Genomic DNA, 17,850 nt, shown 5'->3' on the forward strand with positions numbered 1-17,850 from the left:
TAACTATGATCTTCTACCGAAAGTGGTGACACAAGAACGTGAATGTATTGAACGGCACGTCGTTTGGGCGTTTGGAAGGGGCATTGAAGGCTGCAGAATTACGACAAGGCGTTATTGCCAATAACATTGCCAATGTCGACACACCAAACTTCAAACGATCGGAAGTATTGTTTGAGGAGCTGCTCACACAAGAGATGGACGGGCAAAAAGAGCTCCAAGGGAAACGAACGAATGTTCGTCACATCCCAATTGGCAGGTCTAATGGGGTAGTCCCAACCGCACAGGTCGAGACGGACAACTTGTCAGAGATGAATAACAATGAGAATAATGTCGACATCGACCGCGAGATGTCGTTGCTCGCTAAGAACCAACTTAGTTACAACTTTTATATTCAGCAACTCAACCACGACGTGAAGATGATGAAGACCGCTATTGAAGGGAGATAAAGGAATTGAGGATTTCTAGCAGCTTTGATGCCAGTGCTTCGGCACTAACCGCACAACGATTACGTATGGACGTTATCTCCTCAAACATCGCAAATGCCGAAACAACGCGCGCGGGTTATGTGAATGGCCAGTTTGTACCTTACAAACGGAAGATGGTCGTACTCGAACCGATGACGCAATCCTCTTCTTTCTCCGATATGCTGAATAAGCAGCTTGAAGGGACTTCCGGTGCACAAGGCGTTAAGGCAACGAGAATAATCGAGGATCAGTCGCCTACCAAGCTCGTCTATAATCCTACCCACCCGGACGCGGATGCCAACGGATACGTCAATATGCCTAACGTGGATGTGGCTAAAGAGATGGTCGATATGATCTCGGCTTCCCGTTCATACGAGGCTAACGTAACTGCTCTTAATGCGTCAAAAGCCATGTTCACAAAAGCTTTGGAGATTGGCAAGTAAAGAAACCTAAGATAACGATGACGGAGGGACGGCTATGATTCAACCGTTGCAACTTAATCCCGCACAAGCCGTTAACAAGCTGCTAGAAACTGCTAAACCACAGCAACAAGCTACACCTGCTGAGATGACAAACACTTTCGGGCAATACTTGGAGAACGCGCTTAATAGCGTGGATGCGCAGGAAAAAGAAGTACATAAGCTGAACGACAAATACTTAATTGGCGAGGTTGATGTTTCACAGGTACTCATCGCTTCTCAGAAAGCAGAGCTTAGCTTACAGCTGACGACTCAAATTCGCAATAAAGTGATTGATGCGTATCAAGAAATTATGCGAATGTCAGTGTAATAGGGCTTTCTAACTAGACAGAAGCTGGGTGAGGTGACAACGTGAACGAAAGAATCGCCCAATACCGCCAGAGACTCACGCAGTTTTGGGGGCAAATGGGCAAAAAACAAAAAATAGGGCTGGGGGCATCCATTGCTGCATTGTTGTTAACAATTGTGATTTTGACTTACATCTTCACCAGAACGGATTATGAAGTCGCATTTCAAAACCTTGACACCACAGATGCAGCAGCAATCATGACCTACTTGGACGGAAACGGAATTCCTTATCAACTGAGCGCGGATGGAAAAAGCATTTCAGTTCCTAGCGCGGTAGCAACAAGAACCAAAGTGGATGTTGGTTCACAAGGTCTTGTAGAGAACGGTTCGATTGGATTCGAGGCATTCGAAGGAAGCAGCGCTTTCGGAGATACGGATAATGTGTTTAACGTGAAATACAGAAACGCTTTAAACGGGGAAGTTCAACAATTGCTTAACCGGATGCAAGGCGTTCAGAGCTCCAAAGTTCTTATCAATCTCCCGGAAGACTCCGCGTTCTTGTCGGCAGAAGAGAAGGAACAGGCATCCGCTTCGATCATGATGAATTTTACTTCCGGGTACCGGCCAAGCCAGCAAGAGGTTGACGGTTACTACAATCTGGTGAAGACGGCTGTTCCGAAGCTGGCGATTCAGGATATTACAATCTCAAGCCCGCAAGGCGAACTTGTATCTTCTGAAATCGACGGTAACAAAATCGGCGCCGCAACCGACGCTGCCGAGACGCACTTCCTGATTCAACGGAAATATGAAGCGGAAGTGAAGAAGAACATTCAACAGTTCTTGTCCCCGATGATTGGCGACAATCTGGTAGTCAGCGTAGCCAGCAGCTTCAACTTCGACAAGAAAGTCAGCGAAGAAAATCTTGTAAGACCTTTAGAGAACAACAACAATAACGGCATTATCGTAAGCGAGCAGCAGGATAACAGCACAACGACAAACGGTACTGCGAATGCCGGCGGAGTTGCCGGTACTGGAGAAACCGACGTGCCCGGTTACACGGCAACAGATAATACGAATGGTTCTTCGGAGCAGAATTCCCGCGTAACGAACTATGATTACGATCGCATTAACAATCAGATTGAATCCGCTCCGTACCAGCTGAAGGATTTGTCGATCAGCATTGGCGTTGAGCAGGACAAGCTGACGGATCAATCTAAACTGGAGTTAACAAATTTCCTTACTTCACTGGTACGCGCGCAACTCGCCGATTCCGGACAGAACGTTAATGATGACGTACTGATGGCCAAAAAAGTTACAATTCTAGGCCAAAGCTTTGCTACTGCCGATGCTGGAACATCGGTAAGCGGCTTATCCACGCAGTGGGCAATAGGACTTGGAGCTGCAGCGCTTGCTCTAATCGGTGGTCTAACGGCCATGCTCGTCCGCAGACGCAGAAAACTTGCGGAAGAAAAAGCGGCAGCCGAAGCAGCTGCATTGCTTGAGCAACAAACGAAGCCTGAATTCCCAACGATTGATTTCGAAACGGTTAATAACGATAGTCAGGCACGTAAAAATCTCGAAACACTCGCCAAACGCAAGCCTGAGGAATTCGTCAACTTGCTCCGCACCTGGCTTGTGGAAGAATAGAGGGTGGTTCCTATGGCAAAACCGCTAAATGGATTAACCGGCAGGCAAAAAGCAGCAATCCTGCTTATAACGTTGGGACCGGAAGTGTCGGCTCAAATCTTCAAACATTTGAGGGAAGAAGAAATTGAACAGCTAACGCTGGAAATTGCCAACGTGCGCAAAGTAGACAGTGTTGAGAGAGAGCAGATATTAAGCGACTTCCATCAAATCTGTCTAGCACAGGAATATATCTCGCAAGGCGGCATCTCGTATGCGAAAGAGATTTTGGAGAAAGCGCTAGGCGAACAAAAGGCTGTTGAAGTGATCAACCGTTTGACGGCAACGCTTCAGGTCCGGCCGTTTGACTTTGCACGCAAAGCAGAACCTACCCAAATCTTGAACTTTATTCAAAACGAGAACTCTCAAACGATCGCACTCGTACTTTCTTATTTGCAATCCGAGCAATCTTCGCATATCTTATCGTCGTTACCGCAAGAGAAGCAGGCTGATGTCGCTCGCAGAATCGCGTTGATGGACAGCACTTCCCCTGAAGTTATTAGCCAGGTGGAACGCGTTCTGGAGCAGAAACTCTCTGCTACGGTAACACAGGACTACACCAATGCAGGCGGCATCGATTCGATCGTTCAGATTCTGAACGGCGTAGACCGCGGAACGGAACGTACCATTCTGGACGCGCTCGAGATCGAGGATCCGGAATTGGCGGAAGAAATCAAGAAACGGATGTTTGTATTCGAGGATATCGTCAATATCGACAATCGCTCGATTCAACGCATTATCCGCGACGTGGAAAATTCCGATCTTCAGCTGGCCCTCAAGGTGGCAAGCGAAGAAGTGCGGGAAGCCATCTTCCGCAACATGTCGAAACGGATGTCCGATACGTTCAAGGAAGAAATGGAATTTATGGGACCTGTCCGGCTGCGTGATGTTGAAGAAGCGCAAACCCGTATCGTCGCTACGATTCGCAGGCTAGAAGAAGCCGGCGAGATTATCATCGCCCGCGGCGGAGGAGATGACATCATTGTCTAATTTGATAAAGTCTTCAAGCGTAATCGCGCTTGAGCAGCTGAAACAGCTATATTGGCTTAACAAACATGCTGCTGAACAAGAAGCGGTGCCCGAAGAGATTATTGAAGAGACAGGACCGGATGAAGAGACCATCTCCATTCGCGACCAAATCATCTCGGATGCTCAAACTTTTGCCGAAGAACGCATTCGCGAAGCAGGAGAACATTGCGAGCAACTGATTGCCGATACGGAAGCTCAGATCGATAACTGGTGGCTTGAGAAACGGCTGGAGGATGAAACGTTATCCAAATCATCTCAAGAAGCGGGATTTGAGCAAGGTTATGCGGCAGGCCGCGAACATGCAGAGCTTGCTTTGCAACAGGAATGGGAAAATAGGCTGGAAGAAGCCAACGCCATTCTGAAATCGGCTTATGAGATGCGAGAGCAGATCATTCAGGAAGCAGAACCTTTCCTGGTTGACCTGAGCGTATCGATATCGGAAAAAGTAATCGGCAGACAGCTGTCAGAAGCACCGGATATGGCTCTTGAGCTGATTAGCAAAGCGTTATCCCGTCGAAGAGAACAAGGGGTCATTGCACTTTGCGTCGCGCCTGCGCAATTGGCTTTTGTCCAGGCAGCACGGGAAGAACTTAATCTAGTTATCGATTCCCAAGCAGAACTTCAGATTATTCCTGATGCTACGGTTAAAGATTTCGGTTGTGTCATCCGTTCGGCTTACGGCAGCATAGATGCCAGAATCGATACTCAGCTGGCCGAGATCAAACGCGAGCTGGTGCAACTAGCCAACCAAAGCCACGAAGAACGGAGTATGCCAGATGAGCGGTATTAAACTGGACAGCTCCAAATATATCGAACAGCTTCGACATCTGGATCCAGTCCGCGTTAACGGCAAAGTTACGCAGGTTATTGGTCTAACGGTTGAATCGGAAGGTCCCGACGCAAGCATTGGAGATGTATGTCTAATCTATTCTTCAAAAGGCGCCAAGCCGATTAAAGCGGAAGTAGTAGGCTTCCGGGACAACAAAGTTATTCTTATGCCTCTGGGCGAATTGCACGCGATCAGCCCGGGTTGCGATGTTGTCGGAACAGGCAAACCGTTGTCCGTTCAAGTTGGTTCGGAATTGCTAGGCAAGGTGCTAGACGGATTAGGCCAGCCCCTTGACGGTTCCTTTTTACCAAGCCGGATGCAGCATTACTCTACGCACAATGAGCCTAGCAATCCGCTTACGCGTCCTCGCGTGACGGAAACGCTTAGCATCGGCGTCCGTGCAATTGACGGACTGCTGACGGTAGGCAGAGGCCAACGCGTTGGTATCTTTGCAGGTTCTGGCGTTGGCAAAAGCACATTGCTAGGCATGATAGCCCGCAATACTTCTGCAGACGTCAATGTCATAGCATTGATTGGCGAACGAGGTCGCGAGGTGCTTGAGTTTATCGAGAAGGATCTGGGTCCCGAAGGACTTGCCCGCTCGGTTGTTATCGTTGCAACCTCTGATCAACCGGCTTTAATCCGGATCAAGGGAGCGCTAATTGCAACTTCCATCGCTGAATATTTCCGCGACCGCGGACTTAACGTCATGCTGATGATGGATTCGGTTACCCGCTATGCCATGGCACAACGTGAGGTTGGACTAGCCATCGGCGAACCTCCCGCAACGAGAGGTTATACGCCTTCCGTGTTCGCTACGTTACCCAAACTGCTGGAACGGGCGGGGACAGGGCCATCAGGCTCGATTACCGCGTTTTATACCGTTCTCGTAGACGGGGATGACATGAACGAACCGATTGCCGACGCTGTTCGCGGCATACTGGACGGCCACATCGTTCTAAACAGGCAGCTGGCGAATAAAGGCCATTTCCCTGCGATTGACGTTTTGGCTTCGGTCAGCCGCGTCATGAAGGAAATCGTGACGGAAGAACAGCAGGATTCAGCGAATCAACTGAAGAGATTACTCTCTGTTTATAGAGATTCGGAAGACTTGATCAATATAGGGGCGTACCAGAGGGGTACAAATGAAGAAATTGATAAAGCAATAGAAAATATTGATGCGATTTATCAATTTACTCGGCAAAAAACGCATGAGAAGGTCAATTTGGCCGAAACGCAAGAACGATTACAGACGGAATTCCACGGGAGATGACGACTGGTAAATGGCAGCCTTTCGATACGCTTATCAAAAAATCGTAGATTTAAAGTCAAGCGAGAAGACACAAGCCGAATGGCAGCTTTCGTCCGCTATCGGTGTTTTGCAAGCGGAGGAATTAAGCCTATCGGAGCTTCGGACGAAGCGCTCGGAGTGGGAGAGCAAACAGCATGAGAGTTCTCATCAGGCGGTCTCGCTTGCTGAGCTTCAGCTGATGCAGCATTACCTCGAATATTTGGATTCCTGCATTGCCAGCAAACTTACGGATGTAAGGCAAGCTGAGCGGAAGGTTGAATCAAACCGGTCAAACCTGGCGGACAGAATGAAGGACGAGAAGGTATGGCTGAAAGCGAAAGAGCATGCCAAAGATCGGTTCCGGCATGTAATGCAGATCAAGGAACAGAATGAACTCGACGAAATGGCGACTGTCCGTTTCAAGGTATCCGTTCCATCATGATCTGCGGCGCAAGGTAAAGGGAGTGAATGAATATGGCGGATCTGGATTTAGAGGAGAAGCAGGGTTACAGCGGCTTCGAAAGATTAATGTTTTTTATGACGCCGATCTTGTTTACGATCGTCCTGCTTGGCGCGTTATATGTTCTGTTTAATACGGAAACCCGAAATCAAATGCTAGAGATCGGCAATTCAATTCCTTATTTGAAGGAAGTCCTTCCCGATGCGAAATCGGCGGACGAGCAAGCAAACGATAACGAATTGAAATCTGCCAATATGAACAAAAAAATCGACGAACTCCAGGCACAGCTGCAAGAGAAGGAAGCTGAGCTTGCGGCAACGACACAGCTGAAGACCACGCAAGAACAGGAGCTAAAAAGCAAACAAGACGAGATCGATACGCTAAAGGCTGCCAATGCAGCGAAAACTGCCGATGATGCGGCTTATACCGCAAAGATTCAAGAGCTTGCCGGGATGTACAGTAAAATTACGCCCAGCAAGGCCGCTCCAATCTTGCAAAGCATGACATTAGATGAAATGGTGCTTGTTCTTGATTCAATGAGACCGGATGACCGGGTTAGGATCTTGGAGAAGATGAATCCTCAAACGGCGGCTGATGCCACCTTGAAGCTCAAAGACACGGTAACGGCGAAGGATAGACAGATTGCTGCGCTTCAGTCCCAGCTTAAGGCAGCAAAGCCGGCGGCTACAAATCAGCCATCTTCGCAGCTTAACAACAATCAGCTCAGCGCAACCTTTGCATCCATGGATGCAAAAAGCGCGGGAGAGCTTCTGATTAAGATGTCGGATATTAGCCCTAGCAAAGTCCTGCGGATTCTAAATACCGTGGATGACGCTTCGCGCTCGGCCATTCTGGCAGAAATGTCGGGCATTAACGAAACGATTACCGCCCAGCTAATGTCGAAGCTGATGGCTGGCAAATAACAGAGAGGAGGTGAATCATAAATGGAGATGACCATCCCTCAAGTCGCTTCACCAGCTCCGGCTGCTTCTGCATCAACAGGGGCACAAGCCAAAACGAGCAACAGCGACAAGTTTCAGAAGACGCTTTCCGCCCAAATGAAAAGCGATAAAACGTCTTCCGATAAAAAAGACGCTACAACAGCCGCTTCTACGGCTAAACCTGCTGACCAAACGCCGGTCTCGACAGAACAAGGGACTGGAGAAGCTAAAGCGGCTGTAGCCGATCAGGTGCCGGCTAACGATGCATCGGCTGAAGCCGGCAGCGTAGCTACTGATCCTGACGCATTAACGGATGCGGCTGCAAGTCTGATGGATATTATCGATCAGATGTTAGCCGATTTGGAAAAGATCAAATCGGATAACGCGGACGCCGCGGCAGATGAACAAACCCAGGATATGCAAGAGTTATCCTCTATGCTCGATCAGCTGCAAGCTCTGCTTGCCTTGCTCGGAATTCCGGTAGCTGCCGGGCAGCAGACGCAGGCAAATCCATGGAGCAACGAGGATGCGATAGGTACTGCCAATCCAAGCGATCAAATGTCGGCATTAGTAAGCAAAGTCCAGGATTCCTTGCTTCAGCTGCAAACGGCGATGCAAGAGGGGACCATGAAGCAAATCGGCCTTCAGGAACCGATGACGTTAATCGGTCAACAGCTGCAAGCCCTTCAGCAATTTGTTGCAAAGCACAAAGAGACGAACGTGCGGTTGGAACAGCAGAAGACATCGGGCGATAAGGCACCTGATATTACGGTAACGACTACTGCTCCGGCGGTATCCGTTCATTTGCAACGTTTGAGTGAGAAAGCGGTACATCCGGCAACGCTTGCGGCACAAGCTTCGCAGCAAGCCACGCAGGAGGAAGCCGAAGTTTCACCGGAGACTAGCGAACAAACAGCGCCAACCAATGCCGGTCCAACATTCACGGAAGTATTCCGTCAGACAGGACCGCAAGTGGCGAAGCTTGCTCCAACGGTACAAGCTAATGTTCCGGTTAGCGAGTTTGCCGACAACATGAAAGATTTTATTCAGAAGCTGGATATCAAGCATGGCAACGGTATTTCAGAGGCGGTTATTCAGTTATTCCCGAAAGAACTCGGGCAGGTTGATGTCCGCATCTCGATGCATAACGGTCAACTGACCGCGATGTTCCACGCGGATAACGCGAATGCCAAAGATGCTCTGGACAATCAGATGGCGCAACTTAGAGTAGCGCTGCAACAGCAAGGCTTGTCCGTCGATAAGCTGGAAGTTACCTACAGCCAGACGGCGGCCCAGTTGTCCAATGGCCAGCATGGCCAAGGTACCGGACAACAAGCGTTTTCCCAATCCAACAAATCCAAGGGCGATGGACTGCAGGAGGAATTTGAGTCTGATATTGCCGAGCAGCAGGCGATTCAAGATTTAGGTTACGGACGTGCTGTTAACACAACAGCCTAATCGAATGCTCCATAATCAATTCGCTTATAGGATGGAGGTGAGTTAATGACAACAGTATCCTCGAAAGTCATGTGGCCGAACTACAGCACTTCAAACGTAAAGGCTGCTGGGAAGGATACCGATAACAATGCGCTTGGCAAGGATGCTTTTCTACAATTGCTAGTGACGCAGCTCAAGAATCAGGATCCGCTCCAGCCACAGGATAACGCGGCGTTTATTACCCAGATGGCGCAGTTTACTTCCGTTGAACAGTTGATGAATATGTCGGATCAGTTATCTTTGCTGAACCAGAACTTGGGGACAGCGTCCTCAATCATCGGCAAGACGATATCCTGGTATGAGCTGGATGACAAAGGAAATACAAACCTTCTGTATGATGTTGTCTCTTCAATCGTTTCTCAGGACGGTACGCTGTATGCCAAGTTTGATGATAACACGATGATTAAATTAAGCGATGTCGTAACCGTATCGGATAAAGCTCCTGCAGCTAATCAGCCTGATGGCAGCGATGACACGGAAGAGGATGCCGCAGCTGATGAATCTACCGATGCAACGGGCCAGACAGATTCGAGCCAGTCCGGGCAGGAAGATGGTTCCGTATGAGTGACGGAATGAAAATCAGCCATCTGTTTCCTGTTGGAGCCCCGCCGCTGGCTGCAGGCGCGAAGAACAATCCTAAGCCGCAGCAAACGGGCGGATTCAAGGACATGCTTGATGCCAAGGTGCTTAAGTTTAGCCAGCACGCGGAAGTGCGGATGAAGCAGCGAGGTATTCAGCTTCAGCCTGAGTCGCTTACGAAGATCATGAATGCGGTTGACGAAGCGGAGTCCAAAGGGGCAAAAGATTCGTTGATCGTAATGAAAGATATAGCGATGATTGTCAATGTGCCAAGCCGCACAGTGGTAACCGCTATGGACGGCAAGCAAATGCAGAGTAATGTATTTACGAATATCGACAGTGCGGTGATCTTAAGCTAGGGCTGGACCTATAAGGAGGCCCTTTGGCTGTGGACCGACTGAAGCAGCCAAGTTCACTGCCAATAATGGCCATTATGGTGATCATTCATTTTAGGAGGAGTTACATAAATGCTTAGATCCATGTATTCCGGAGTATCGGGTATGCGCGGTTTTCAAACGAAGCTTGACGTCATCGGCAATAATATCGCAAACGTAAATACAGTAGGCTTCAAAGGCGGACGCGTCATGTTCAGCGATATTTTGAGCCAGACGACATCCGGGGTTACCGCTTCGGTTGAAGGAGAGCAGGGCGGCGTTAATGCGAAGCAGATCGGTCTTGGCGTTACGATTGCCTCCATTGATACCATCCATACGCCAGGCAGCGCGATGACAACCAACGTGCCAACGGACCTTCGGATTGACGGCGACGGATTTTTCGCCGTATCGGCCGGTGACGGAGCGCCAACTTATTTGACACGCGCCGGGAATTTTACGTTGGATGCGAACAGACAGCTTGTAAATGCCGACGGCATGTTCGTCCTCTCTTCTGACGGTGAACCGATTCAACTAGGCGAGGACGTTACATCGTTCTCGATCGGACAAGACGGATCGATTCTAGCCGTAACTGCGGATGGAACTGAAGCTGTCGCACAGCTTGGCGTGGTTAAAGTTGTTAATCCAAGCGGTCTTGAAAAAGTAGGCGGCAACTTATATCAAGTTACGGCAAATGCCAATCCGGACGGGGCGTTCGAGTATGCAACAGCGGATGATCCCGAGCTTGGCACAGGCGCGATCATTGCCGGTCAGCTGGAGATGTCAAACGTTGACCTTACGAATGAATTTACCGAGATGATCGTGGCGCAACGCGGCTTCCAAGCGAATTCCCGCATCATCACGACATCCGATGAGATTTTGCAAGAGGTTGTTAACCTGAAGCGTTAATCGCTTAGGCATTAGCTATCGGTCATGACTGAAGGGGGCTGCATAAGCCCCCGGATCAGCAAGGGGGGGAGCTTATGATTACCGTTACTCGATTGAATGGTTCAGAACTTATGATTAATGCTCTTCTAATCGAATTAATAGAAGAAACGCCGGATACGATCGTTACGCTTACAACGGGCAAGAAAGTGATCGTTAAAGAAAGCGCGTCCGAGCTTAAGCAGCTTATTCAGAGTTATATTCGTTCAATCGGCGTTCTAGCAGCGACCCAGAAGATCGAACAAACGGAGGGTCCATAGAGATGAAAAAAATGTTGCCTTGGTTAGTCACGACATTACTCGCAATAACGCTGATTGCTATCGTATCGATTATTTTGTACAAATCTTTCTTTAATGAAACGGATGGTACCGAGGATCCGGCCAAAGCGCCTGTTGCCGTTAAGCAGCTGAGTGCGGATGAACTGGTATCGGTCACCTCTGAACTGAAAGATTTCAAACGCAATTTGAAAGATTCCGATTATGTAGTAGTCATGAGCTTTGCGTTCCAGCTGGACAGCAAGAAAACGAAAGAAGAATTCGACAAGCTGCTCGAGATTGAGGTTAAGCCCATTATCAACCGCACGGTTGCCGATTTGACGGCTTCAGACCTTAACGGCTCGCAAGGCGAAGATATGCTGGAGTCGAAGCTTCTCAACTTGATTAATCCGATCCTTCCAGAAGGCAAAAAGCTGGTAAAGGTAGAAATCACGAATTTTATAATGCAGCAGTTATAAGCTTTTTGCCGACATTCCTAGAAGGGGGTGAGAGAATTGGTTGATGTTTTATCGCAAAATGAGATAGACGCGCTTCTGGCCGCATTATCGTCAGGTGAGATGGATGCGGACGAATTGAAAAAAGAAGAAGTTACGCGAAAAGTACGAGTCTACGATTTCAAGCGCGCTACTCGCTTCTCGAAGGATCACATAAGAAGCTTAACCCGCATTCACGAAAACTTCGCGCGATATTTGACAACCTATTTCTCAGCGCAGCTTCGTACATTCGTTCAGATTAATGTCGTGCAGGTCGAGCAGTTGCCTTACGATGAGTTTATCCGCTCGATTCCTAAGATGACGATATTGAATATATTCGAAGCGGAGCCGCTGGAAGGACGAATGGTGCTCGAGGTTCATCCGAACGTTGCATATGCGATGCTCGACCGCATGCTTGGCGGGCAAGGGACTGCGCCTACCAAGATCAACAACATGACCGAGATTGAAACGATTATTTTGGAACGGATCTTTGCGAGAGCTTTTGAGAGCCTGCAGGAAGCGTGGAAGACGATTATCGATATCTCTCCTCGCCTTGAAGCGATGGAGACAAATCCACAGTTCATGCAGATTGTTTCTCCAAACGAGACGATTGCCTTGATCTCGCTCAGCACCAAGATTGGCGATACGACGGGGATGATCAATCTATGTATTCCGCATGTCGTTATTGAACCGGTTATGCCGCGCTTGTCTGCTCATCACTGGTTTGTTTCCCAGAAAAAAGAGCGCATTCCAGAGGAAGTCGAAATGCTGGAGCAACGCGTAACCAAAGCGAAGCTTCCGATCGTTGCCGAGCTTGGCGAGTCGGTCATTACGATCAAAGAGTTTCTTGGACTCGCAGTTGGCGATGTCATTTCGTTAAACAAACCGATAGATGACGGTCTTCGCATTAAGGTTGGCGAGAAGCTGAAATTTATCGGAAGCCCGGGCTCCGTTAAGGATCGGATAGCCGTACAAGTGGATCAAGTTGTCAGCGAAGGAGCGGAAGAAGAAAATGACGAGTAAAGATTATTTATCGCAAGAGGAAATTGACGCGTTGCTTAATCAGACAGCCGGCGAGCTCGCATCTGTACAATCGCAAACTTCTGAATATCAATTGTCGGACTTTCTGTCTTCGATCGAACAGGATGCTTTAGGCGAAATAGGCAATATCACATTTGGCAGCGCGGCGACGGCGTTATCAACTTTGCTTGGCAAAAAAGTCGACATTACAACGCCAAAGGTTACCTTTATCAAACGCGATGAACTGGCTAATGAATTTCCGAAACCGCATGTAGCCGTAAGCGTGCAATACGTAGACGGCTTCCAGGGCATCAATTCCCTCGTCATCAAAACGAAGGACGCTCAAGTTATTGCTGATCTCATGCTGGGCGGAGAAGGCGACGTAACGCTGCAGGAGCTGAATGAAATTCATATTAGCGCCGTGCAGGAAGCCATGAACCAAATGATGGGCTCGTCCGCAACGTCCATGTCGACGATTTTTAACCGTTTTGTAAACATCTCGCCTCCGGGCATTGATATTCTGGATGTCGACAGCGGCGGCGGAATGGCTCAGCTTCCTCCGGAAGACGTCTTTATTAAAATTTCGTTCCGCCTCATGATCGGCGAGCTAATCGATTCAACGATTATGCAGCTCATTCCGGTACCATTCGCGAAGCAAATGGTAGCAACGCTTATGGGAGAAGTAGAAAGCGAGATTGCGGCACCAGAGGCCGTGCAAGCGACTGCACCCCCAGCTGCGCCAGCAGCGGTTGCTCAAGCAACTGCAACGGCTCCACAAGCGGCGTATCAGGACCCGTATCAAGCAGCTCCCGCGGCAGCGGCATCGCAGTATAATCAGCCTTATAATCCTTATCAGCAAAGCGCAGGATTTGATTTCCCGATGCAGCCACAGGGACCTCAGACCTATGGAAATCCGACAAGCCGGAATGTGAATGTGCAACCTGTTCAATTCGCTAACTTTAATCAAGCGCCGTATGTGCATACAGATGAAACAAACCTCAATTTACTTCTCGACATACCGCTTAAAGTTACCGTAGAATTAGGAAGGACCCAAAAGCAAATTAAGGATATTCTGGAATTGTCCCAAGGCTCCATTATTGAGCTGGACAAGCTTGCAGGCGAACCTGTAGACATCTTGGTGAACAACAAGCTGATCGCGAAAGGCGAGGTAGTTGTTATCGACGAGAACTTCGGGGTGCGCGTAACAGATATCGTAAGCCAGTGGGACCGAATTCAAAAATTGCAATAATACTCTAGGAGGAAAAAGAAGATGGCAAACCGCATTCTAATCGTAGACGACGCAGCATTCATGCGCATGATGATCCGGGACATTTTGACTAAGAACGGCTACGAGGTCGTCGGGGAAGCGCAAGACGGCGCACAGGCGGTAGAGAAATACAAAGAGCTTAAGCCTGACCTGATCACTATGGACATCACTATGCCGGAGATGGATGGCATCTCCGCGCTGAAAGAAATTAAAAAGCTTGATGGCAACGCAAAAGTCATTATGTGTTCCGCAATGGGCCAACAAGCGATGGTCATTGATGCGATCCAAGCCGGCGCAAAAGACTTCATCGTAAAGCCATTCCAAGCCGATCGCGTTATTGAAGCGATCAAGAAAACACTTGGCTAAGTGATGTTTACATATGTTTCGAGATTACTGTCCTTGACTGCGGTTGGCGTTGCTGCATGGCCCGCCTTCGCCGCGGCTGCGGACGAGAACAACGACGGATCGCCAATGGCCGGTACGGGAAGTTATACCGGCAGCGTAATCTGGGTGATTGTCTCTCTATTCATAGTTATCGGCTTAATTATACTTCTTATTAAATTCTTGTCTCAGCGTAATCGCATGTGGGGAACTAACCGAGCGGTGCGCTCCCTCGGAGGGGTTGCGCTGGGACAGAACAATTCGCTTCAGGTTGTGGAACTGTCCGGCCGGTTGTACGTGGTAGGCGTTGGCGAGAATGTAACTCTTCTCGACAAGATCGATGACGAGAAGCAGGTACAAGCGATTCTAGCATCGCTTGACAGACAAACGAACACAGCCGGGTTCTCGCCGAGCACAATCTCTGACTTTCTTAAGAGGTTCCGGAAAGTAGAGGCTAACGCGGGTCAGGATTTGACGGAGGAACAGTGGAACACGCAATCGACGTCGTTCCAGCACCTCTTGAACCAGAACCTTAGCAAACAGGCTGGCCGCAAAGAGCAGCTGGAGTCGCTTCTGAAGGAATCCAAACATGATGGGGATGACAATGAAAAATAAATGGTGGATTTCGATCGTCACCGTATTGATGGGGGTTATGCTGCTGCAATCGCATGCGTTTGCGGCCGATCCGCTCCCGAATATCGGTATCAGCATTGGTGACGGAAGCGAAGAGCCGGGAACTAGCGCTTTGTCGCTCCTGCTTTTAATAACCGTATTAAGCATTGCGCCAGCGATTCTCGTGTTAATGACTAGCTTTACTCGGATCGTAATCGTTCTTGGATTTGTCCGGACATCGCTAGGAACGCAGCAAATGCCGCCGAATCAGGTTCTGATCGGGCTGGCGATGTTTCTGACCTTCTTTATCATGGCTCCAACTTTCTCGCAAGTTAACGAAGTAGCGTTGCAGCCTTATCTCAAAGGCGAAATTACGCAGACTGCCGCATTAGAGAAAGCGGCGGATCCGATGAAGAAGTTTATGGTCTCTCATACGAGGGAGAAAGATTTGCTTCTGTTTTTGAATTATACGAAGACGGAGAAGCCGGAAAGTTATAAGGACATTCCGATAACGGTTCTGGTTCCCGCTTATGCGATAAGCGAGCTGAAGACGGCTTTCCAGATGGGTTTTATGATCTTCATTCCGTTCCTGGTCATAGACATGATAGTGGCTAGTACCTTGATGGCGATGGGGATGATGATGCTGCCGCCGGTCATGATATCTCTGCCTTTTAAACTACTATTATTCGTATTGGTAGACGGGTGGTACCTGATCGTCAAATCATTGCTGTTAAGCTTCAACACGTAAAGGACAGGGAGGAACGTTCAATGAGTGCTGATTTCATCATCGGATTGGCCGGACAAGCCATCAGTACCGTATTGAAAGCCAGCGCGCCGATGCTCGTTCTCGCTCTAGTCGTCGGATTAATCATCAGTATTTTTCAAGCGACTACCCAGATTCAAGAGCAGACGTTAGCTTTTGTGCCAAAAATCGTAGCGGTCTTTGTATCCCTTATTATATTCGGTCCTTGGATTCTGAATGTAATAGTCGATTTCACTTACAATCTGCTGAACAACTTGTATAAATACATCGGATAGGTTGTGAACGGAAATCATGGATCAGATCGTGGAGTACTTCCCTATTTTTTTGCTTATTTTTTGTCGAATGACATCGTTTTTCGTCGTAGCTCCGCTGTTTAATATGAAGGGAGTACCAAATACGTTCAAGATCGGATTAGGTTTTTTTCTGTCCTTGATCGTATTTATGACTTACGGATTGAAGGAACAGACGGTTCCGATGGATGCTGCGTACATCCTGTATATATTTCGAGAGGTTCTGATCGGATTATTGATGGGTTACATTGTTTATCTATTTATGACGATTGTACAGACGGCAGGCGCTCTGATGGATATGCAGATCGGTTTTGCCATGTCCAACGTAATAGATCCTATGACAGGCGTCTCGGCTCCGCTGCTTGGCAATTTCAAGTACATGCTTCTCATCATGGTATTCCTGTCGGTGAACGGTCACCATTATCTGCTTACAGCCTTGATGGACAGCTACAAATGGATGCCGATGTCAAACGAATTATTTAGCGCCATCTATAATGGCAGCATTACGGAATTCCTATCGCGGGCGGTAGGAAATGCATTCCTGTTAGCCATGCAGGTTGCGGCTCCGCTTGTCATCGCCATGTTTCTGACGGATGTAGGGTTAGGTTTTCTGGCGAAGACAGCTCCGCAATACAACGTGTTTGTTATCGGGATTCCGCTCAAGCTGCTACTTGGACTGGCCTTGCTAATTCTGGTGCTTCCCGGTCTATCTGCGATATTCGAGAGACTATTCGCCATATTGTTCGATAACTTAGAGCAGTTGCTTGGCATCGTCCAACAAACCGCAAGTCAATAAGGAGGCTGCAACGTTGAGATCTTACTACCTAGAGCTAGACTTGCAGCTGTTCAGTCAGGAAAAGACAGAGAAAGCGACGCCAAAGAAAACGCAAGAAGCCAGAAAGAAAGGGCAAATAGCGAAATCGAATGATTTGCCCGGCGCTTTAATCTTGCTCTTCACCTTTGCGACTTTTGCTGCTCTAGGCTCCTATTATAAGTCGCGGATTATGGGCGTGTTCCGGGAGTTGTTCGATAACTGGTTGACCATGGATGTGACAACGGCGAATGTTATGCCGCTGTTTGATAGACTTACGGTTGACATGCTTATGTTTCTTGCTCCAATCTTCGCTATAGTCGTCGTCATGGCTGTAGTCGGCAACGTGATGCAGTTTGGATTTTTGCTTACCGGCGAGCCGCTTAAGCCGAAATTTTCGAAGCTGAATCCGATCAACGGTTTCAAACAGATTTTCTCGATGCGCACCGTGGTAGAGTTTCTGAAGAGCATCTTGAAGCTTGTGATCATAGGAGTCTTGGTGTATCAGGCGATATGGAGCGATTGGGATAAGATTCTTATCCTATCTAGCTTATCGGTCGAGCAGATCTTTCAGTTTACAGCCGGACTTACGGTAAAGCTTGGACTTGAGACGGGCGCTGTGCTTGCCGTGTTGGCATTCGCCGATTATATGTATCAGCGTTACGAGCATGCCAAAAGTTTAAGAATGTCCAAACAGGATATTAAAGACGAGTATAAAAAGTCAGAGGGCGATCCTCTCATTAAAGGCAAAATCCGTGAAAGACAACGTCGGATGGCCATGCAGCGTATGATGCAGGAAGTACCGAAAGCCGATGTCGTTATTACAAACCCGACGCACTTTGCGATTGCCTTGCAATATGACGCATCCAAGATGGAGGCGCCTCTCATTATTGCAAAAGGGATGGACCATGTGGCGCTCCGCATCCGGGAAGTTGCCAAAGAGCATGACATAATCATGATGGAAAATAAGCCGCTCGCCAGAGCTTTGTACGAGAGGGCCGAGATTGGCGATTCCATTCCAGGCGACTTGTTCCAAGCCGTGGCTGAAGTACTCGCGGCAGTCTATAAGATGAAAGGCCGAGTTCGATCATCATAAATTTGA

The 17,850-nt window shown here is 48.5% G+C and carries 23 protein-coding genes; all 23 read left to right on the top strand.

Annotated elements, in window-relative coordinates:
• The first annotated feature begins 38 nt into the window (after positions 1–38).
• The 23 genes from flgB to flhB all read left to right on the top strand — a co-directional run bounded on the left by flgB (position 39) and on the right by flhB (position 17,844).
• Complete coding sequence (flgB, locus tag QQK89_RS14130; protein WP_284239220.1) at positions 39–446, top strand: flagellar basal body rod protein FlgB; 408 nt, start codon at positions 39–41, stop codon at positions 444–446.
• 5 nt (positions 447–451) lie between these two features.
• The gene (flgC, locus tag QQK89_RS14135; RefSeq protein WP_284239221.1) at positions 452–907 is read left to right on the top strand and encodes a flagellar basal body rod protein FlgC; all 456 of its coding nucleotides are present in this window, start codon (positions 452–454) and stop codon (positions 905–907) included.
• Positions 908–941: 34 nt separating this feature from the next.
• Positions 942–1,253, top strand: a complete 312-nt coding sequence (gene fliE / locus QQK89_RS14140) for a flagellar hook-basal body complex protein FliE (protein ID WP_284239222.1) — start codon at positions 942–944, stop codon at positions 1,251–1,253.
• 41 nt (positions 1,254–1,294) lie between these two features.
• Positions 1,295–2,878, top strand: a complete 1,584-nt coding sequence (fliF, locus tag QQK89_RS14145) for a flagellar basal-body MS-ring/collar protein FliF (protein WP_284239223.1) — start codon at positions 1,295–1,297, stop codon at positions 2,876–2,878.
• Between the two features lie 12 nt (positions 2,879–2,890).
• Positions 2,891–3,904, top strand: coding sequence for a flagellar motor switch protein FliG (gene fliG, locus QQK89_RS14150; protein WP_284239224.1), 1,014 nt, complete (start codon positions 2,891–2,893; stop codon positions 3,902–3,904).
• A complete protein-coding gene (locus tag QQK89_RS14155; protein WP_284239225.1) occupies positions 3,897–4,733 on the top strand; it encodes a FliH/SctL family protein in 837 nt (278 codons plus the stop codon). The genes fliG and QQK89_RS14155 overlap by 8 nt, the downstream gene beginning before the upstream one ends.
• Complete coding sequence (gene fliI, locus QQK89_RS14160) at positions 4,720–6,045, top strand: flagellar protein export ATPase FliI (RefSeq protein WP_284239226.1); 1,326 nt, start codon at positions 4,720–4,722, stop codon at positions 6,043–6,045. Before QQK89_RS14155 ends, fliI begins: the two co-directional genes overlap by 14 nt.
• Before the next feature lie 10 nt (positions 6,046–6,055).
• Complete coding sequence (gene fliJ / locus QQK89_RS14165) at positions 6,056–6,505, top strand: flagellar export protein FliJ (protein WP_284239227.1); 450 nt, start codon at positions 6,056–6,058, stop codon at positions 6,503–6,505.
• A 32-nt stretch (positions 6,506–6,537) separates the two neighbouring features.
• Positions 6,538–7,446, top strand: coding sequence for a MotE family protein (locus tag QQK89_RS14170; protein WP_284239228.1), 909 nt, complete (start codon positions 6,538–6,540; stop codon positions 7,444–7,446).
• 21 nt (positions 7,447–7,467) lie between these two features.
• On the top strand, positions 7,468–8,922 hold the full coding sequence (locus QQK89_RS14175) for a flagellar hook-length control protein FliK (RefSeq protein WP_284239229.1): 1,455 nt from the start codon (positions 7,468–7,470) through the stop codon (positions 8,920–8,922).
• A gap of 45 nt (positions 8,923–8,967) precedes the next feature.
• Positions 8,968–9,525, top strand: a complete 558-nt coding sequence (locus QQK89_RS14180) for a flagellar hook capping FlgD N-terminal domain-containing protein (protein WP_284239230.1) — start codon at positions 8,968–8,970, stop codon at positions 9,523–9,525.
• Complete coding sequence (locus QQK89_RS14185) at positions 9,522–9,899, top strand: TIGR02530 family flagellar biosynthesis protein (RefSeq protein ID WP_284239231.1); 378 nt, start codon at positions 9,522–9,524, stop codon at positions 9,897–9,899. The genes QQK89_RS14180 and QQK89_RS14185 overlap by 4 nt, the downstream gene beginning before the upstream one ends.
• Before the next feature lie 108 nt (positions 9,900–10,007).
• Positions 10,008–10,820, top strand: coding sequence for a flagellar basal body rod protein FlgG (gene flgG / locus QQK89_RS14190; protein WP_284239232.1), 813 nt, complete (start codon positions 10,008–10,010; stop codon positions 10,818–10,820).
• A 74-nt stretch (positions 10,821–10,894) separates the two neighbouring features.
• Positions 10,895–11,116 (top strand): flagellar FlbD family protein, encoded by a 222-nt coding sequence (locus tag QQK89_RS14195; RefSeq protein ID WP_284239233.1) that lies wholly within the window; start codon positions 10,895–10,897, stop codon positions 11,114–11,116.
• 2 nt (positions 11,117–11,118) lie between these two features.
• Positions 11,119–11,589: a flagellar basal body-associated FliL family protein gene (locus QQK89_RS14200; protein ID WP_284239234.1), complete on the top strand. Its 471-nt coding sequence runs from the start codon at positions 11,119–11,121 to the stop codon at positions 11,587–11,589.
• Between the two features lie 36 nt (positions 11,590–11,625).
• Positions 11,626–12,627 (top strand): flagellar motor switch protein FliM, encoded by a 1,002-nt coding sequence (gene fliM / locus QQK89_RS14205; protein ID WP_284239235.1) that lies wholly within the window; start codon positions 11,626–11,628, stop codon positions 12,625–12,627.
• A complete protein-coding gene (fliY, locus tag QQK89_RS14210) occupies positions 12,617–13,873 on the top strand; it encodes a flagellar motor switch phosphatase FliY (protein ID WP_284239236.1) in 1,257 nt (418 codons plus the stop codon). Before fliM ends, fliY begins: the two co-directional genes overlap by 11 nt.
• Positions 13,874–13,894: 21 nt before the next feature.
• Positions 13,895–14,257 carry a response regulator gene (locus tag QQK89_RS14215; RefSeq protein WP_015845017.1) on the top strand — a complete coding sequence of 121 codons (363 nt, stop codon included), beginning with the start codon at positions 13,895–13,897 and terminating at the stop codon, positions 14,255–14,257.
• A gap of 33 nt (positions 14,258–14,290) precedes the next feature.
• Positions 14,291–14,887, top strand: coding sequence for a flagellar biosynthetic protein FliO (locus tag QQK89_RS14220; protein ID WP_284239237.1), 597 nt, complete (start codon positions 14,291–14,293; stop codon positions 14,885–14,887).
• Positions 14,888–14,915: 28 nt separating this feature from the next.
• Entirely contained in the window at positions 14,916–15,632 is a 717-nt protein-coding gene (gene fliP, locus QQK89_RS14225; protein ID WP_434481688.1) for a flagellar type III secretion system pore protein FliP, read from the top strand.
• Between the two features lie 20 nt (positions 15,633–15,652).
• Positions 15,653–15,922 carry a flagellar biosynthesis protein FliQ gene (gene fliQ / locus QQK89_RS14230; RefSeq protein ID WP_015845014.1) on the top strand — a complete coding sequence of 90 codons (270 nt, stop codon included), beginning with the start codon at positions 15,653–15,655 and terminating at the stop codon, positions 15,920–15,922.
• Between the two features lie 16 nt (positions 15,923–15,938).
• A complete protein-coding gene (fliR, locus tag QQK89_RS14235) occupies positions 15,939–16,733 on the top strand; it encodes a flagellar biosynthetic protein FliR (RefSeq protein WP_284239239.1) in 795 nt (264 codons plus the stop codon).
• Positions 16,734–16,746: 13 nt separating this feature from the next.
• Complete coding sequence (flhB, locus tag QQK89_RS14240; protein ID WP_284239240.1) at positions 16,747–17,844, top strand: flagellar biosynthesis protein FlhB; 1,098 nt, start codon at positions 16,747–16,749, stop codon at positions 17,842–17,844.
• Positions 17,845–17,850 lie beyond the last annotated feature (6 nt).

Source organism: Paenibacillus glycanilyticus (assembly GCF_030161375.1).
Classification (GTDB): Bacteria; Bacillota; Bacilli; order Paenibacillales; family Paenibacillaceae; genus Pristimantibacillus; species Pristimantibacillus glycanilyticus_B.

What these genes read in the sequence shown, in the direction of transcription:
- QQK89_RS14185 (WP_284239231.1), top strand. Translation starts at nt 9,522, where the DNA reads ATGAGTGACGGAATGAAAATCAGCCATCTGTTTCCTGTTGGAGCCCCG.
- fliE (WP_284239222.1), top strand. Translation starts at nt 942, where the DNA reads ATGATTCAACCGTTGCAACTTAATCCCGCACAAGCCGTTAACAAGCTG.
- QQK89_RS14195 (WP_284239233.1), top strand. Translation starts at nt 10,895, where the DNA reads ATGATTACCGTTACTCGATTGAATGGTTCAGAACTTATGATTAATGCT.
- fliG (WP_284239224.1), top strand. Translation starts at nt 2,891, where the DNA reads ATGGCAAAACCGCTAAATGGATTAACCGGCAGGCAAAAAGCAGCAATC.
- QQK89_RS14200 (WP_284239234.1), top strand. Translation starts at nt 11,119, where the DNA reads ATGAAAAAAATGTTGCCTTGGTTAGTCACGACATTACTCGCAATAACG.
- flgG (WP_284239232.1), top strand. Translation starts at nt 10,008, where the DNA reads ATGCTTAGATCCATGTATTCCGGAGTATCGGGTATGCGCGGTTTTCAA.
- fliJ (WP_284239227.1), top strand. Translation starts at nt 6,056, where the DNA reads ATGGCAGCCTTTCGATACGCTTATCAAAAAATCGTAGATTTAAAGTCA.
- fliI (WP_284239226.1), top strand. Translation starts at nt 4,720, where the DNA reads ATGAGCGGTATTAAACTGGACAGCTCCAAATATATCGAACAGCTTCGA.
- QQK89_RS14175 (WP_284239229.1), top strand. Translation starts at nt 7,468, where the DNA reads ATGGAGATGACCATCCCTCAAGTCGCTTCACCAGCTCCGGCTGCTTCT.
- QQK89_RS14215 (WP_015845017.1), top strand. Translation starts at nt 13,895, where the DNA reads ATGGCAAACCGCATTCTAATCGTAGACGACGCAGCATTCATGCGCATG.
- fliR (WP_284239239.1), top strand. Translation starts at nt 15,939, where the DNA reads ATGGATCAGATCGTGGAGTACTTCCCTATTTTTTTGCTTATTTTTTGT.
- QQK89_RS14180 (WP_284239230.1), top strand. Translation starts at nt 8,968, where the DNA reads ATGACAACAGTATCCTCGAAAGTCATGTGGCCGAACTACAGCACTTCA.
- fliY (WP_284239236.1), top strand. Translation starts at nt 12,617, where the DNA reads ATGACGAGTAAAGATTATTTATCGCAAGAGGAAATTGACGCGTTGCTT.
- QQK89_RS14170 (WP_284239228.1), top strand. Translation starts at nt 6,538, where the DNA reads ATGGCGGATCTGGATTTAGAGGAGAAGCAGGGTTACAGCGGCTTCGAA.
- fliQ (WP_015845014.1), top strand. Translation starts at nt 15,653, where the DNA reads ATGAGTGCTGATTTCATCATCGGATTGGCCGGACAAGCCATCAGTACC.
- fliP (WP_434481688.1), top strand. Translation starts at nt 14,916, where the DNA reads ATGGGGGTTATGCTGCTGCAATCGCATGCGTTTGCGGCCGATCCGCTC.